Source organism: Pseudomonas gregormendelii, from assembly GCF_017114825.1.
In the GTDB taxonomy this organism is placed as follows: Bacteria; Pseudomonadota; Gammaproteobacteria; order Pseudomonadales; family Pseudomonadaceae; genus Aquipseudomonas; species Aquipseudomonas gregormendelii.
In genome coordinates, this window is sequence record NZ_JADEVO010000015.1 from 63462 (window position 1) to 77669 (window position 14208).

At 62.4% G+C, this 14208-nt stretch carries 16 protein-coding genes; 12 read left to right on the plus strand and 4 right to left on the minus strand.

Annotated elements, in window-relative coordinates; translation table 11 throughout:
- Positions 1 to 91 precede the first annotated feature (91 nt).
- From nrdR to IMW75_RS12720, 12 genes are all read left to right on the plus strand, one after another.
- On the plus strand, positions 92 to 556 hold the full coding sequence (gene nrdR, locus IMW75_RS12665; protein WP_003228656.1) for a transcriptional regulator NrdR: 465 nt from the start codon (positions 92 to 94) through the stop codon (positions 554 to 556).
- Positions 553 to 1686, plus strand: coding sequence for a bifunctional diaminohydroxyphosphoribosylaminopyrimidine deaminase/5-amino-6-(5-phosphoribosylamino)uracil reductase RibD (gene ribD / locus IMW75_RS12670; protein WP_205892777.1), 1134 nt, complete (start codon positions 553 to 555; stop codon positions 1684 to 1686). The genes nrdR and ribD overlap by 4 nt, the downstream gene beginning before the upstream one ends.
- A gap of 46 nt (positions 1687 to 1732) precedes the next feature.
- Positions 1733 to 2398, plus strand: a complete 666-nt coding sequence (locus IMW75_RS12675; protein ID WP_205892778.1) for a riboflavin synthase — start codon at positions 1733 to 1735, stop codon at positions 2396 to 2398.
- Between the two features lie 30 nt (positions 2399 to 2428).
- On the plus strand, positions 2429 to 3520 hold the full coding sequence (gene ribBA / locus IMW75_RS12680) for a bifunctional 3,4-dihydroxy-2-butanone-4-phosphate synthase/GTP cyclohydrolase II (RefSeq protein ID WP_045057496.1): 1092 nt from the start codon (positions 2429 to 2431) through the stop codon (positions 3518 to 3520).
- A gap of 91 nt (positions 3521 to 3611) precedes the next feature.
- On the plus strand, positions 3612 to 4088 hold the full coding sequence (ribH, locus tag IMW75_RS12685) for a 6,7-dimethyl-8-ribityllumazine synthase (RefSeq protein ID WP_003185938.1): 477 nt from the start codon (positions 3612 to 3614) through the stop codon (positions 4086 to 4088).
- Positions 4085 to 4585, plus strand: a complete 501-nt coding sequence (gene nusB / locus IMW75_RS12690; RefSeq protein ID WP_045057497.1) for a transcription antitermination factor NusB — start codon at positions 4085 to 4087, stop codon at positions 4583 to 4585. Before ribH ends, nusB begins: the two co-directional genes overlap by 4 nt.
- An 18-nt stretch (positions 4586 to 4603) precedes the next feature.
- Entirely contained in the window at positions 4604 to 5569 is a 966-nt protein-coding gene (gene thiL / locus IMW75_RS12695) for a thiamine-phosphate kinase (RefSeq protein WP_205892779.1), read from the plus strand.
- Positions 5566 to 6069: a phosphatidylglycerophosphatase A family protein gene (locus IMW75_RS12700; RefSeq protein WP_045057499.1), complete on the plus strand. Its 504-nt coding sequence runs from the start codon at positions 5566 to 5568 to the stop codon at positions 6067 to 6069. The genes thiL and IMW75_RS12700 overlap by 4 nt, the downstream gene beginning before the upstream one ends.
- Before the next feature lie 23 nt (positions 6070 to 6092).
- On the plus strand, positions 6093 to 6818 hold the full coding sequence (locus IMW75_RS12705; protein WP_205892780.1) for a substrate-binding periplasmic protein: 726 nt from the start codon (positions 6093 to 6095) through the stop codon (positions 6816 to 6818).
- Between the two features lie 227 nt (positions 6819 to 7045).
- Positions 7046 to 7663: a GTP cyclohydrolase II gene (gene ribA, locus IMW75_RS12710; protein ID WP_045057501.1), complete on the plus strand. Its 618-nt coding sequence runs from the start codon at positions 7046 to 7048 to the stop codon at positions 7661 to 7663.
- Positions 7660 to 8079 carry an MFS transporter gene (locus IMW75_RS12715; RefSeq protein ID WP_122838872.1) on the plus strand — a complete coding sequence of 140 codons (420 nt, stop codon included), beginning with the start codon at positions 7660 to 7662 and terminating at the stop codon, positions 8077 to 8079. The genes ribA and IMW75_RS12715 overlap by 4 nt, the downstream gene beginning before the upstream one ends.
- A complete protein-coding gene (locus IMW75_RS12720) occupies positions 8079 to 8879 on the plus strand; it encodes a cobalamin-binding protein (protein WP_205892781.1) in 801 nt (266 codons plus the stop codon). Before IMW75_RS12715 ends, IMW75_RS12720 begins: the two co-directional genes overlap by 1 nt.
- Before the next feature lie 125 nt (positions 8880 to 9004).
- Here the strand turns inward: IMW75_RS12720 and IMW75_RS12725 are convergent, their stop codons facing one another.
- The 4 genes from IMW75_RS12725 to IMW75_RS12740 all read right to left on the minus strand — a co-directional run bounded on the left by IMW75_RS12725 (position 9005) and on the right by IMW75_RS12740 (position 14147).
- Complete coding sequence (locus IMW75_RS12725) at positions 9005 to 10888, minus strand: TonB-dependent receptor domain-containing protein (protein ID WP_205892782.1); 1884 nt, start codon at positions 10886 to 10888, stop codon at positions 9005 to 9007.
- A gap of 141 nt (positions 10889 to 11029) precedes the next feature.
- The gene (gene dxs, locus IMW75_RS12730; RefSeq protein WP_045057505.1) at positions 11030 to 12928 is read right to left on the minus strand and encodes a 1-deoxy-D-xylulose-5-phosphate synthase; all 1899 of its coding nucleotides are present in this window, start codon (positions 12926 to 12928) and stop codon (positions 11030 to 11032) included.
- A gap of 92 nt (positions 12929 to 13020) precedes the next feature.
- Positions 13021 to 13908 carry a (2E,6E)-farnesyl diphosphate synthase gene (gene ispA / locus IMW75_RS12735; RefSeq protein WP_205892783.1) on the minus strand — a complete coding sequence of 296 codons (888 nt, stop codon included), beginning with the start codon at positions 13906 to 13908 and terminating at the stop codon, positions 13021 to 13023.
- Entirely contained in the window at positions 13905 to 14147 is a 243-nt protein-coding gene (locus IMW75_RS12740; protein ID WP_003228627.1) for an exodeoxyribonuclease VII small subunit, read from the minus strand. The genes ispA and IMW75_RS12740 overlap by 4 nt, the downstream gene beginning before the upstream one ends.
- Between the last annotated feature and the right edge of the window lie 61 nt (positions 14148 to 14208).

Sequence of the window (14208 nt, forward strand, 5' to 3'; positions counted from 1 at the left end):
ATATAGCCAGTCTGTATACCGCAAACCCTATGGCTTGTCTTGCCACGGGGATGCGCTACCATGGCCCTCCCTTTTTTTGTTGCCTGCCACCATGCACTGTCCCTTCTGCGGTGCCAACGACACCAAGGTCATCGACTCGCGTCTGGTCGCCGAGGGCGAACAGGTGCGCCGCCGGCGTGAATGCCTGGCCTGCGGCGAACGTTTCACGACGTTCGAGACGGCTGAACTGGTGTTGCCGCGCCTGATCAAAACCGACGGCAGTCGTCAGCCGTTCGACGAAGAAAAACTCCGCGCCGGCATGCAGCGTGCCCTCGAAAAGCGTCCGGTGAGTGTCGAACGCCTCGAATCGTCGCTGGTGCACATCAAACACAAATTGCGAGCCACCGGCGAACGTGAGGTCAAGTCTCTCGTGGTCGGTGAACTGGTGATGGCCGAGCTGCAAAAGCTCGACGAAGTCGCCTACATTCGTTTCGCCTCCGTGTATCGACGCTTCCAGGACCTCAATGAGTTCCGCGAAGAGATCGATCGCCTGGCCCGTGAGCCGGTGAAAGAATGAGCACATCCGCAGAGCAAGCCGTCCTCGACGCCCACTACATGGCCCGCGCCCTGGAACTGGCGCGCAAAGGTCACTACACCACCCACCCCAACCCGCGGGTCGGCTGTGTGATCGTGCGCGACGGGCAAATTGTCGGCGAAGGCTGGCACGAGCGCACCGGCGAGCCTCACGCCGAAGTCCACGCCTTGCGCGCCGCTGGCGACAAGGCCCGAGGCGCCACCGCCTACGTCACGCTCGAACCGTGCAGCCACCACGGCCGTACGCCGCCCTGCGCCGATGCGCTGGTGCATGCGGGCCTGGCCAGGGTCGTTGCGGCCATGCAGGACCCGAACCCGGCGGTTGCCGGTCGCGGCATGCAGCGTCTGTCTCAAGCCGGTATTGCCACTGAAAGCGGCGTGCTCGAAGGCGAGGCGCGCAAGCTCAACGAAGGCTTTCTCAAACGCATGGAACACGGCTTGCCGTTCGTGCGGGTCAAGCTGGCGATGAGCCTCGACGGTCGCACGGCGATGGAAAGCGGCGAAAGCCAATGGATTACCGGCCCGGCAGCGCGTTCGGCGGTACAACGCCTGCGTGCCCAGGCCAGCGTGGTGCTGACTGGCGCCGACACGGTGCTGGCCGATAATGCCCGCTTGACCGTGCGCGCCGATGAGCTGGGCCTGGATGCCGAGCAAACCGCGCTGGCCATGAGCCGGCCGCCGTTGCGCGTGTTGATCGACGGGCGTCTGCGAGTGCCGCTGGACGCGCCGTTCTTCAAGGCCGGCCCGGCGCTTGTCGCTACGTGCATGGCGATCGAAGAGCAATATGCCAATGGCCCGGAGTGCTTGATCGTTGCGGGCGAGGATGGCTTGGTCGACCTGCGCAAGCTGCTGGTCGAACTGGCTGCCCGTGGGGTCAACGAAGTGCTGGTGGAAGCGGGGCCGCGTCTGGCCGGAGCTTTCGCGCAACAGGGGCTGGTGGACGAGTTCCAGATTTTCATCGCTGGCAAGTTCCTTGGTTCCTCGGCACGCCCCCTGCTGGATTGGCCACTGGCGCAGATGAAAGACGCGCCAGCACTCAAAATCACCGAAATTCGTGCGGTTGGCGATGACTGGCGGGTCACTGCCATTCCTGTGCCAGCAGCGAGCGTATAATTCCCGGCCATCGCTACAACGCTGGCCCGTTCTCGAGGAGGACTCCATGTTTACCGGCATCATCGAATCCATCGGCAGTATTCGTGCATTGACCCCAAAAGGCGGAGATGTGCGGGTTCACGTAGAAACCGGCAAGCTCGATTTGAGCGACGTCAAGCTGGGTGACAGCATCGCGGTCAATGGCGTGTGCCTGACCGCAGTTGAGCTGCCAGGCAATGGTTTTGCCGCCGACGTCAGTCGCGAAACCCTCGACTGCACCGCCATGAACGACCTCAAAAGCGGCAGCCCGGTCAATCTGGAAAAAGCCCTGACCCCGACCACCCGCCTTGGCGGTCATCTGGTCAGCGGTCACGTCGACGGCGTCGGCGAAGTGGTTGCACGCACCGAAAACGCCCGTGCCGTGGAGTTTCGCATCCGCGCCCCGAAGGAACTGGCCAAGTACATCGCCCATAAAGGCTCGATCACCGTCGACGGCACCAGCCTGACCGTGAACGCGGTCGATGGCGCCGAGTTCATGCTGACGATCATTCCCCACACCCTGAGTGAAACCATCATGGCGTCGTATCAGCCAGGTCGCCGGGTGAACCTGGAGGTGGACTTGCTGGCCCGTTACCTGGAGCGCTTGCTGATGGGCGACAAGGCCGCAGAGCCAGCCGCCGGCAGCACCATTACTGAAAGCTTCCTGGCCCAAAACGGCTACCTCAAATCCTGAGCTCTAATTTCGAAAGAAGGGGGGTGCCTTGTGGCGCTCAATAGCATCGAAGAACTGGTTGAAGACATCCGCCAAGGCAAGATGGTCATCCTCATGGATGACGAAGACCGCGAGAACGAAGGCGACCTGATCATGGCCGCCGAGTGCTGCCAGCCAGAACACATCAACTTCATGGCCAAGCACGCCCGCGGCCTCATCTGCATGCCGATGAGCCGCGAACGCTGCGAACTGTTGAAGCTGCCCTTGATGGCCCCGCGCAACGGTTCCGGTTTTGGCACCAAGTTTACCGTGTCCATCGAAGCGGCCACTGGCGTCACCACCGGCATCTCTGCCGCAGACCGTGCCCGCACCGTGCAGGCGGCTGCAGCGAAAGACGCCAGGGCTGAAGACATTGTCAGCCCCGGCCACATCTTCCCGCTGATGGCCCAGGCCGGCGGCACCCTGGCCCGTGCTGGCCACACCGAGGCCGCGTGTGATCTGGCGCGCATGGCCGGTTTCGAGCCGAGCGGCGTGATCTGCGAAGTGATGAACGATGACGGCACCATGTCCCGTCGTGCCGAGCTGGAAGCCTTCGCTGCCGAACACAACATCAAGATCGGTACCATCGCCGACCTGATCCACTACCGGATGATCCACGAACGTACCGTTCAGCGGATTGCCGAGCAGCCGCTGGACAGCGAACTGGGCCAATTCAACCTGGTGACCTATCGTGATTCCGTGGAAGGCGACGTGCACATGGCGCTGACCCTGGGCACCGTGTGCGCCGACGAGCCGACGCTGGTTCGCGTGCATAACATGGACCCGCTGCGTGACCTGCTGATGGTCAAGCAACCGGGCCGCTGGAGCCTGCGCGCTGCGATGGCGGCGGTTGCCGAGGCCGGTAGCGGGGTGGTGCTGTTGCTCGGTCACCCGCTCGATGGCGACGTTTTGCTGGCGCATATCCGCGAGACGGCGGACCAGACGCCTGTGAAAAAACCGACCACCTACAGCATCGTCGGTGCCGGTTCGCAGATCCTTCGGGACCTTGGCGTGCGCAAAATGCGCCTGATGAGTGCGCCAATGAAATTTAATGCGATATCCGGTTTCGATCTGGAAGTTGTAGAATACGTGCCCTCCGAATAAAGACCGGTTGTTTCCAGTCCTTGATTCGCGGTTAACACATCACTGAGGGACGCGTAGAAAACGCGTCCCGGCTCTTTAAGAGATCTAACGAATGACCCTGAAGACCATCGAAGGTACCTTCATCGCCCCTAAAGGCCGCTACGCCCTGGTAGTCGGCCGTTTCAACAGCTTCGTCGTTGAAAGCCTGGTCAGCGGTGCAGTTGATGCCCTGGTTCGCCATGGCGTGAGCGAAAGCGACATCACCATCATCCGCGCCCCTGGCGCCTTCGAAATTCCGCTGGTTGCACAGAAAGTCGCCCAGAAGGGCGAGTACGCTGCAATCATCGCACTGGGCGCAGTCATTCGTGGCGGTACCCCGCATTTCGAATACGTCGCTGGCGAATGCACCAAGGGCCTGGCCCAGGTGTCCATGGAGTTTGGCGTACCGGTCGCTTTCGGCGTCCTGACCGTTGATTCCATCGAACAAGCCATCGAGCGTTCCGGCACCAAGGCCGGTAACAAAGGTGCTGAAGCTGCCCTGTCCGCCCTGGAAATGGTCAGCCTGCTGGCGCAGTTGGAGGCCAAGTGATTAGCGACGAAAGCGATCGTTTCAACCCGCGCGATCCAAAGCCTGCGGATGCCGGCAAGCCGTCGAAAAGCGTCAAGCGTCGCGAAGCCCGTCAGCTCGCGACCCAGGCGCTGTACCAATGGCACATGGCCAGGCAGTCGCTGAACGAGATCGAAGCGCAGTTCCGGGTCGATAACGATTTCAGTGATGTCGACGGTGCCTACTTCCGTGAAATCCTGCACGGCGTTCCGGCACAAAGAGACCGCATCGATGCCGCACTGGCGCCTTGCCTGGACATCACCATCGAAGAGCTGGACCCGGTTGAACTGGCCGTGCTGCGCCTGTCCACCTGGGAGCTGCTCGAGCGCGTCGACGTGCCGTACCGCGTTGTGATCAACGAAGGTATCGAGCTGGCGAAGGTCTTCGGTTCCACCGACGGCCACAAGTTCGTCAACGGCGTACTCGACAAGCTGGCCCCGCGTCTGCGTGAAGCTGAAGTGAAGGCGTTCAAGCGCTAACCGGCGTTTGGTATCGCTATGGGCGAGTTTGAGCTGATCCGCAATTTCTTCGCCGCCGCGCCTTGTGCGCAAGGCGGCGAAGGCGTTGCTCTGGGAATCGGCGACGATTGTGCCTTGCTGGCTGTTTCCCCCGGGGAGCAGCTGGCCATTTCCACCGACACCCTGGTTGCAGGTGTGCATTTCGCAGATCCTTGCGACCCTTTTCTGCTCGGCCAGCGTTCGCTGGCGGTGGCTGTCAGCGATCTGGCCGCCATGGGCGCCACGCCGGTTGCCTTTACCCTTGCCCTGACCTTGCCGACGGTGACTGCCGATTGGCTGCAAAGCTATGCCCGCGGTTTGAACCTCATGGCCCAGGGCTGCGGCGTGGCGCTGGTGGGCGGGGATACCACCCGCGGCCCGCTGAGCCTGACCATGACCGTGTTTGGCCGAGTGCCCAGCGGTCAGGCCCTGGTGCGAAGCGGCGCGCAGCCAGGTGACCTGGTGTGTGTTGGCGGTGAGCTGGGCAACGCTGCCGGGGCCTTGCCGCTGGTGCTCGGCCAGCGAACGGCCGAAGCGTCGATTGCCGATCCGTTGCTGGCACATTACTGGTCGCCCCAGCCTCAGCTGGCCCTGGGTCGAGCGCTACGGGGCAAGGCGACCTCGGCGCTGGATATCTCCGACGGCCTGCTGGCGGACTGCGGTCACCTGGCGCTCGCCTCGAAGGTAGGCGTTCAGGTCGAGCAGAGTAAGCTGCCGGTCTCTGCGCCCCTGGTGGCCTTCCTCGGCCAGGCGGGCGCGCAAGAGGCGGCCTTGAGCGGTGGCGACGATTACGTGCTGGCCTTTACCTTACCGTCCGTCGAGTTATCCGGCCTGTTGGCCGACGGCTGGCCGATCCATGTGGTCGGACGTGTAGTCAGTGGTCAGGGCGTGACCCTGCTGGATGCCGACGGACGAGACATCACCCCGCAAACCCGGGGCTACCAACATTTTCGGGAGACAACGTGACAGATCATCCCAAGCAGGTTCCGGCGGAATTCGTACCGCCGTCGGTCTGGCGCAATCCATGGCATTTCCTGGCCTTCGGCTTTGGCTCGGGCACCTTGCCAAAGGCGCCGGGCACCTGGGGGTCATTAGTTGCGCTACCTTTCATCCCCTTATGGCAGATGCTGCCCGATTGGGGTTACTGGCTGATGCTGGGCATCACCATGCTGTTCGGCTTCTGGCTGTGCGGCAAGGTGGCCGACGATTTACGCGTGCACGACCACGAAGGTATCGTCTGGGACGAGATGGTCGGAATGTGGATCACGCTGTGGCTGGTGCCGGAGGGCTGGTACTGGTTACTGGCGGGCTTCCTGGTGTTCCGCTTCTTCGACATTCTCAAGCCGTGGCCGATTCGCTGGATCGACCGGCACGTGCATGGCGGCGTCGGGATCATGCTTGATGACGTATTGGCCGGTGTGTTTGCCTGGCTGGCGATGCAGGGGTTGGTGTGGTTATTGGCTTGAGGGACTGACCAGGGGGACAGGGAATGGCTCGGCGTGGTTTGGCGTTTATGATTTTGGCGATGCTGTGCTCGTGGGTGCAAGCGGGTGACCTGGCGCCACCCTCGGTGATTCATCTGGCCAGCGAAGAGTGGGAAGACTATACCGCTGCCGATGGCCATGGCCTGGCCTGGGACGTCTTGCGCGAAGTGTTCGAGCCGGCGGGCGTCAAGCTGGATATCCGTACCGAACCCTATACCCGCTCCATTGGCCTGGCCCAGCGCGGTGAAGTGGATGCCTGTGTCGGCGGCTATCGTGACGAAGTCAGCGACCTGCTTTATCCGCGGTGGAGCTACGACACCGATCACATCTATGCCTTGGGGCTGGCCAGTAATCCCGCGCCTACCCTCGATACCCTGGGCAACTACCGGCTGGCCTGGGTGCGTGGCTACCAGTTTCAACTTTACCTGCCCAATATCAGCCGCTACAACGAAGTGGTCCGGCGCACTGGCATCCTGTCGATGCTGCTGCACAACCGTGCCGACTACTACATCGATGCCCTCACCGAGGTGGATTACGTGGTCAGCCGGGCCAAGGATCCTGCGCAGTTTCGCCGTACCTATGTCGCCGGGTTGCCGTTGTACCTGTGCTTTGCCGACAACCCCAGGGCGCGCGGGCTGATGGCGTTGTTTGATCAGCGCATGGAAGTGCTGGTGAAGAACGGCCAGTTGAAACCGATCTTCGAACGCTGGAAGCAACCCTACCCCTTCTAGCGTCCAGCCTTGTAGGAGCTGCCGCAGGCTGCGATCTTTCGATCTGGTTTTTGAAAGCAAGATTAAAAGATCGCAGCATGCGGCAGCTCCTACGGGGCTGGTCGCACAACCGTTGATCAAACATTTTGATTGTTATGCCCCATAATTCAGCCTAAGCGTCCGCTGGAACCTGCTGTTACAATGCCGCGTCTGCGAATCTCCAGTACCTATAGATCAGGAGCACACCGGTGCCTGTCGTTTTTGTCGCCGCTTCCAAACTGCCAACGCCTTTTGCGCAATTCACCATGCACGGCTTCCTCGACGAAGAGAACGGGCGCGAGCACGTAGTCCTGAGCCTGGGTGAGTTCGATGACGGTGCCCCGGTACTCGGTCGCTTGCACTCCGAATGCCTGACCGGCGATGCCTTGTTCAGCCAGCGCTGCGACTGTGGTTCGCAGCTTGAGGCAGCCTTGCAGGCCATCGCCCGTGAAGGCCGTGGCGTATTGCTGTACCTGCGCCAGGAAGGTCGCGGCATCGGCCTGTTGAACAAGATCCGGGCCTATGAACTGCAGGACGGAGGCGCCGACACCGTCGAAGCCAACGAGCGCCTGGGCTTCGCCGCTGACCAGCGTGACTACGCCATGTGCCTGCCGATGCTGGAACATCTGGGAGTGAAATCCCTGCGCCTGATGACCAACAACCCACGCAAGGTCAAAGCCTTGACCGACATGGGCATCGTGGTCGCCGAGCGCGTGCCGCTGCACACCGGGCATAACCCGCACAACAAACTGTACCTGGCCACCAAGGCCAGCAAGCTCGACCACATGATGGGCAACGAGCATCAGGGCGAGGCGGATCGGGCGTGACCCGAGGTCAGGTGCGGCGGCGACTGTCCGTCAACTGGTGGCAATACCTGGCGCTGGCGCTGGTGCCATTGTTCGTGATCAACGGCGTGTTCGGCCAAATGGAGCCCATCCTGCCGGTGTTGGCGATGCCTTTGTTCATTGCCGGCGTGGCCTCGATGTTTGTCAGCCTGAAATTCTTCGGTGCCTACAAGCACGCGCTGATCGCCACGCAAAAAGCCCTCGATACCCCTGAAGAGCCCGCCGCCTGGATCGCCCTGGCCGCCAAGCGACGCACTGCGTTCCTGGTCGCCGGTTTGCCTGCCTGGATCGGCGCCCTGGCGGTGTTTGTCGGGCTGGAAGCGGTGCCGCTGTTTCTGCTGGCGCTGTCGACCGCCGTGTTGTTCTACCTCTACCGAATCCCGCGTCAGCTTGGCTGATGTGGCGTAATTGGCTGGCGGTACTGCTGCTGGCCGTGAGCGGCAACGCTGCGGCGGTCGAGCGGGTTGTCAGCCTGGCGCCATCCCTGACTGAAATCGTCGTTGAGTTAAATTCCGCAGATCTCCTCGTGGGCGTACTGGATGCCGGCGAGCGCCCCGCTGCACTGAATCATCTGGCTTCGGTCGGCCGCTACGGCCAGCTGGACATGGAGCGCCTGCTCAGTCTCAAGCCGGATTTGCTGTTGTTATGGCCCGGCAGCGTCGGCCCGGCCCAGCGCGAACAGCTCAAGCGCCTGAATATCCCCACTTATGTTGCCGAACCGCATGATCTGCAACAACTTGCGGCACAGATCGAAGCGATAGCCCGCCAGCTCGGGCGACCGGAGCAGGGTCTGGCGCTGGCTGCAAGTCTGCGAGTTCGCCTGGCTGAGTTGCGCCAGCGATACCGAAGGGATGAACCGTTGCGGGTGTTTTATCAGGTCTGGGATCGACCGCTGTATACCGTGGGTGGCGGGCAGATCATCAGTGATGCTCTTGAGGTGTGTGGGGCGCGCAATGTGTTTGCCGACCTGCAGCTGCCGGCGCCGCAGGTGAGCGTGGAGGCGGTGCTGCAGCGCAATCCCGAGGTCATTCTGGCCGGGGATCAGGCACAGCTTGAGGCATGGAGGGCCTGGCCCCAGGTCGCGGCCGTGGCGCACGGGCGGTTGTTGCGCGTGGTGGATAAGGGGCTGGAGCGGCCTAGCGGGCAGATGGTCGAGGCGACGGCCGCATTGTGTCGGCTAATTGCGCCGGAGCGCTAAACCGAGTCGCCTGCATCGCGGGCAAGCCACGCTCCCACAGGTTTTGTGCCTTACCTGAAACCTGTGGGAGCGGCGGTTCGACGGTTCGACTTGCCCGCGATGAGGCCAGCCCAGGCAACGTTGGGTCAGAGCTCCGGCGTCCAGCTCACCCCGAACATCCACGCCCGGCCTTCCTCGCGATACCCGTATTGACTCCCGTCATAGCTGTACAGCACCCGGCTGTAACCCTTGTCCAGCAGGTTATCCACCTTCAGTTCAAGCCTGATCTCGCGATTCAACTCCCAGCTGCTGCGCAACCCCAGCAGCGCATAACCGCCTAAGGGCTGCTGGTTAGTCTCGTCGTCGTAACTGCTGCTCACGGCCTGCCAGCTGGCGCCGACGCCCAGCCGGTCAAACTGTCGATCCAGGTCCAGGCTCAGGGTGCGTCGAGCGCGGCGGGCCAGGGTATGGCCGGTGTCGCGATCCTGCGGATCAATGATCGCTAGGCCCAGGTTGCCTTGCCAGCCGAACAGTTCCTGCTTCAACGCAGCCTCGAACCCGTTGATGCGCGCCGATGCGATGTTCTGCGGGCGTGAATTGCTGCCGAAAATGATCGCGTCTTCCAGGTCGGTGCGATACAGCGACGCCTCCAGGCGACTGGTGTCGCTTAACTGGCTGCGCCACTGCAGCTCGTAGCTCTTCGAGGTTTCCGGCTTGAGATCCGGGTTGCTGAAATCCGGGTAATACAGGTCGTTGAAGGTCGGTGCGCGGAAACCTTCGCTGTAGCTCAGCAACAGGTCATTGTCCGGATTCAGCGGCAGAGTAAAGGTGCCACTCCAGCTGTTCTGGCCGCCAAACTGCTGGTTCTGGTCCCGGCGCAAGCCCAGCTCCGTGGAAAAACTCTGCGCCTGGTAGCGGTGCTGAATGAACGCAGCACGATTCCAGCGACTGTCTTCATCGAACGGCGTGCTGCTGTTGATCCGGTCTTCATACCAGTCGCCGCCAAGGATCAGGCTGTTGCGGTCGTTGAGCGTCAGGTCGTTCTGCCAGTTCACCGAATCGCGGTAGGTGTTGAAGACGCTGCGCTCGTCGCTGAGCTTGTCGAGCGTCTTCTCGCGGTTCTCGCTGTGCCCCAGTTCGACCCGGGTTTTCCAGCGGTCGTTGACCCTGGCATCGACGTAGCTGCTGAAGCTGCTGACGGCAAAGTCGCTGTAGGGTTGCTGTTGAAATGATTCAAACGTGTCCAGGTCGAAGCGGCCAAACGGGTTGTCAAACGCGCTTTTGCCGCGGTTATCCAACAGATTGGCGCCGACTTCGATGTCATCGGTCAGCGCATGGCTGAGGCTCATGCTCACCGACTTGTTACGGTACTCATCATGGTCGCCATCGCTGGGGTATGACTCGTGGGTGCGATCGATGCCGGCCGTCTCATCGAGACTGGCCCCGAGGTCGAAACGGGTTTTCTCGTCACCGCCAGACAAGCCAAGGCTGCGTTCCCAGGGCTGATTGCTGCCAAAGCCTGCGTGCATGCGCGCCTTCAGGCCCGGCTCGCCGCCGCGGCGGGTGAAAATCTGGATCACCCCGCCAATGGCATCGCTGCCGTAAATCACCGACCGGGAGCCACGCAACACTTCCACTCGCTCAACCTGCTCGATGTTGATGTGCTGCAGGTTGCTGTCGCCGGAAGTCGAGTTGCCGATGCGCTGGCCATCCACCAGCACCAGGCTCTGCGCCGACCGGGTGCCGCGAATGTAGATCCCAGGCAGGCTGCCGCGCCCGCCGGTTTGTCCGACCTGTACCCCCGGCACGCGCCGCAGCAGGTCGGTGACACTGGCCGGTTGCAGGCGGTCGATATCTTCGCGGGTGAACACAGTGTTGGCGGCGCTGCTGTCGTTGCGCGCTTCGACCTGGCGGTTGGCGCTGATCAGCACGTCGGGAAGCTTCAGGGCCTGGTCGCGTTCAAAGGTGTCGGCCAGGAGCGGACCGGCTGGCAGGAGGGTCAGCGCCAGGGCGAGCGAGGAGAGTTTCATGGAGGATCCGAGGTGATGCGGCACAACGCGCTGTAGGAGCTGCCGAAGGCTGCGATCTTTTGATTGTGTTTTGGCAGATCAGGAGCTGGCGAAGGGCAAGATCAAAGGATCTCAGCTTTCGGCAGCTCCTACGCGGGGTGGTTACAAATTGAACAACTGCAGGCGCTGGCGAATCGAAGCTTCGATCCCGGCCTCATCCAGTCCACACTCAGCCAGCATCTGCGCCGGCTTCGCGTGCTCGACGTAAAGGTCCGGCAAGCCCAGGTGCAGCATGGACTTGAGGATATTTTCCCGAGCCAGAAATTCGCTGACCGCGCCGCCAGCGCCGCCCATGATCGCGTTTTCCTCGACGGTCACCAGCAAGTCGTGACGGCCGGCAATTTCACGGACCAGGGCTTCATCCAGTGGCTTGACGAAACGCATGTCGACCACGGTTGCATCCAGCGTCTCGGCGACCTTTAACGCTTCGGCCAGTTGCACGCCAAACACCAGCAGGGCGACCTTGCTGCCCTGGCGGCGAACGATGCCCTTGCCGATGTCGATCGGCTCCAGGGTCTTTTCTATCGCAGCATTCGGGCCAGTGCCGCGTGGGTAGCGCACTGCAGCCGGACCGTTGTACAGGTGGCCGGTGGTGAGCATCTTGCGCAGTTCGTTTTCGTCGCTCGGCGTCATCACCAGCATGCCGGGGATGCAGCGCAGGAACGACAGGTCGAAGCTGCCCGCGTGGGTCGGACCGTCTTCGCCCACCAGGCCGGCACGGTCGATAGCAAACAGTACGTCGAGGTTCTGCACCGCCACATCATGCACGAGCTGGTCGTAGCCACGTTGCAGGAAGGTCGAGTAGATCGCCACCACCGGTTTGGAACCTTCGCAAGCCATGCCTGCCGCCAAGGTCACGGCGTGCTGTTCGGCAATCGCCACGTCGAAATAGCGCTCCGGGAACCGTTCGCTGAACGCCACCAGGTCCGAGCCTTCCTTCATGGCCGGAGTGATGCCGACCAGTCGCGGGTCTTCGGCGGCCATGTCGCACAGCCACTCGCCGAATACGCCCGAATACTTGGGGCCGCCGGCTTTCTTCGGGGCCGCCGCCGGTGCGTCGACCGGCTCCAGCTTGGTGATTGCGTGATAGCCGATCGGGTCGACTTCTGCCGGAGCGAAGCCTTTGCCTTTCTTGGTGACCACGTGCAGGAACTGCGGGCCCTTGAGGTCGCGCATGTTGCGCAGGGTCGCGATCAGGGTCGGCAGGTCGTGGCCGTCGATCGGTCCGATGTAGTTCCAGCCCAATTCCTCGAACAACGTACCGGGGACCAGCATGCCCTTGGCATATTCCTCAGTACGACGAGCGATTTCCCAGGCACCGGGCAGGCGCGACAGGACCTTCTTGCTGCCTTCACGCATGCTCGCGTAAGTGCGGCTCGACAGGATCTTCGCCAGGTAATTCGACAGGCCGCCGACGTTGCGCGAAATCGACATGTCGTTGTCGTTAAGAATCACCAGCATGTCGGCGTTCACTTCCGGCGCGTGGTTCAGCGCTTCGAAGGCCATGCCGGCGGTCAGTGCGCCGTCGCCGATCACCGCGATCGCCTTGCGATCACTGTTCTGCAGGCGGGCGGCGATGGCCATGCCCAGCGCGGCACTGATCGAGGTGCTGGAGTGGCCGACGCCAAAGGTGTCGTACTCGCTTTCGGAGCGACGCGGGAACGCAGCAACGCCGTCCTTCTGGCGCAAGGTGGCCATGCGCTCGCGGCGGCCGGTGAGGATCTTGTGCGGATAAGCCTGATGACCCACGTCCCACACCAGCCGGTCATCCGGGGTGTCGAATACGTAATGCAACGCGATGGTCAGCTCGATGACGCCCAGGCCGGCACCGAAATGCCCACCGGTCTGTCCGACCGTATAGAGCAATTCCAGGCGCAACTCATCGGCCAGGGTTTCCAGCTCGGCTTCGCCTAACCGGCGCAGGCCGTCCGGCGTGTTGGCACGGTCGAGCAGGGGCGTGGTCGGGCGCTTGCGGGGAATCTCATGAAACGTCGTGGGCATCAGGCGAATCGTTATAGGTATAGAAGATGCGGCAGTTTACCTGATGCATCGCCCCCTGCCCACGCGTTGGTTTTAACTTGGCGGATACGCCTTCAGCTGCGGCGCTCGACAATATAGCGGGCCAGGTCGCGCAACGGCTCCGCTGCCGCGTCAAACGGTCGCAGGGCGTGCAGGGCCTGATCGCGCAGTTCCAGGGCGTAAGCCTTGGCCGCGTCGAGGCCGAGCAGGGCGGGATAGGTCGGTTTGTCGCGCGCAATATCGGCGCCCTGGCGTTTGCCCAGGGTGGCGGTATCACTTTCTACGTCAAGAATGTCGTCCTGCACCTGAAACGCCAGGCCGATGGCCTGCGCATAAGTCTGCAGGAAATTCAGTTTGTCCTTTTCGGCACGACCGCTGGCCAGGGCGCCAAGCTTGACGCTGGCTTCGATCAACGCGCCGGTCTTGTGCCGGTGCATGTATTCGAGCGCCTTCTGATCGAGCTTCAGGCCGACCGAGCCGAGGTCGATGGCCTGGCCACCCACCATGCCGGCCGGGCCTGCGGCCAGCGCCAGGGCGCTGACCATCTGCAGGCGAATGTCAGCATCGGCGCTGCTCAGCTGCGGATCGAGCAGGGCGCTGAACGCCAGGCTCTGCAAGCCGTCACCGGCCAGAATGGCGCACGCTTCATCGAACTTCTTGTGCGTAGTCGGCTGGCCGCGACGCAGATCGTCGTCGTCCATGGCCGGCAAATCGTCGTGCACCAGGGAGTAGGCGTGGATCAGCTCAACCGCACAGGCCGCACCATTGGCCTGCTCGACCTTGCCACCCAGTGCTTCGCAGGCGGCATAGGCCAGCAATGGGCGAACGCGTTTGCCGCCGTTCATCACGCTGTAACGCATGGCTTCGTACAAACGCCCGAGTTCGGGGCTTGGGGCGATGAACAAGGTCTCCAGTGCCGCATTGACACGCGCCTGGCTGTTGGCCGAATACGCGCCAATCATTCCGGCTGTTCCGCGTCGAAGGGTTCCTCGGCGAGTTCGCCATCGCGCTCAAGCAGCACCTGCACCTTTTGCTCGGCCTGAGCCAGCGCCGCCTGGCAATCGCGAGTCAGCCCGATGCCCTGCTCGAAAGCCGTCAGCGAATCTTCCAGCGACAACTCGCCGTTCTCCAGTCGCTCGACCAGTGTTTGCAGGTCAGCGAGGGATTGTTCGAAATCCAGTGCAGCTTTTTTGCGGGCCATGGCGGCTATTTCCGGTTGACGTTAAACCGGCGCGACACTAGCAGACATGGGGGTTATGGGC

Bases quoted from the DNA above. Each gene is read 5' to 3' on its own strand.
- nrdR (WP_003228656.1), top strand. From the start codon at position 92: ATGCACTGTCCCTTCTGCGGTGCCAACGACACCAAGGTCATCGACTCG.
- ribD (WP_205892777.1), top strand. From the start codon at position 553: ATGAGCACATCCGCAGAGCAAGCCGTCCTCGACGCCCACTACATGGCC.
- IMW75_RS12675 (WP_205892778.1), top strand. From the start codon at position 1,733: ATGTTTACCGGCATCATCGAATCCATCGGCAGTATTCGTGCATTGACC.
- ribH (WP_003185938.1), top strand. From the start codon at position 3,612: ATGACCCTGAAGACCATCGAAGGTACCTTCATCGCCCCTAAAGGCCGC.
- thiL (WP_205892779.1), top strand. From the start codon at position 4,604: ATGGGCGAGTTTGAGCTGATCCGCAATTTCTTCGCCGCCGCGCCTTGT.
- IMW75_RS12705 (WP_205892780.1), top strand. From the start codon at position 6,093: ATGGCTCGGCGTGGTTTGGCGTTTATGATTTTGGCGATGCTGTGCTCG.
- IMW75_RS12720 (WP_205892781.1), top strand. From the start codon at position 8,079: ATGTGGCGTAATTGGCTGGCGGTACTGCTGCTGGCCGTGAGCGGCAAC.
- IMW75_RS12725 (WP_205892782.1), bottom strand. From the start codon at position 10,888: ATGAAACTCTCCTCGCTCGCCCTGGCGCTGACCCTCCTGCCAGCCGGT.
- dxs (WP_045057505.1), bottom strand. From the start codon at position 12,928: ATGCCCACGACGTTTCATGAGATTCCCCGCAAGCGCCCGACCACGCCC.
- ispA (WP_205892783.1), bottom strand. From the start codon at position 13,908: ATGATTGGCGCGTATTCGGCCAACAGCCAGGCGCGTGTCAATGCGGCA.
- IMW75_RS12740 (WP_003228627.1), bottom strand. From the start codon at position 14,147: ATGGCCCGCAAAAAAGCTGCACTGGATTTCGAACAATCCCTCGCTGAC.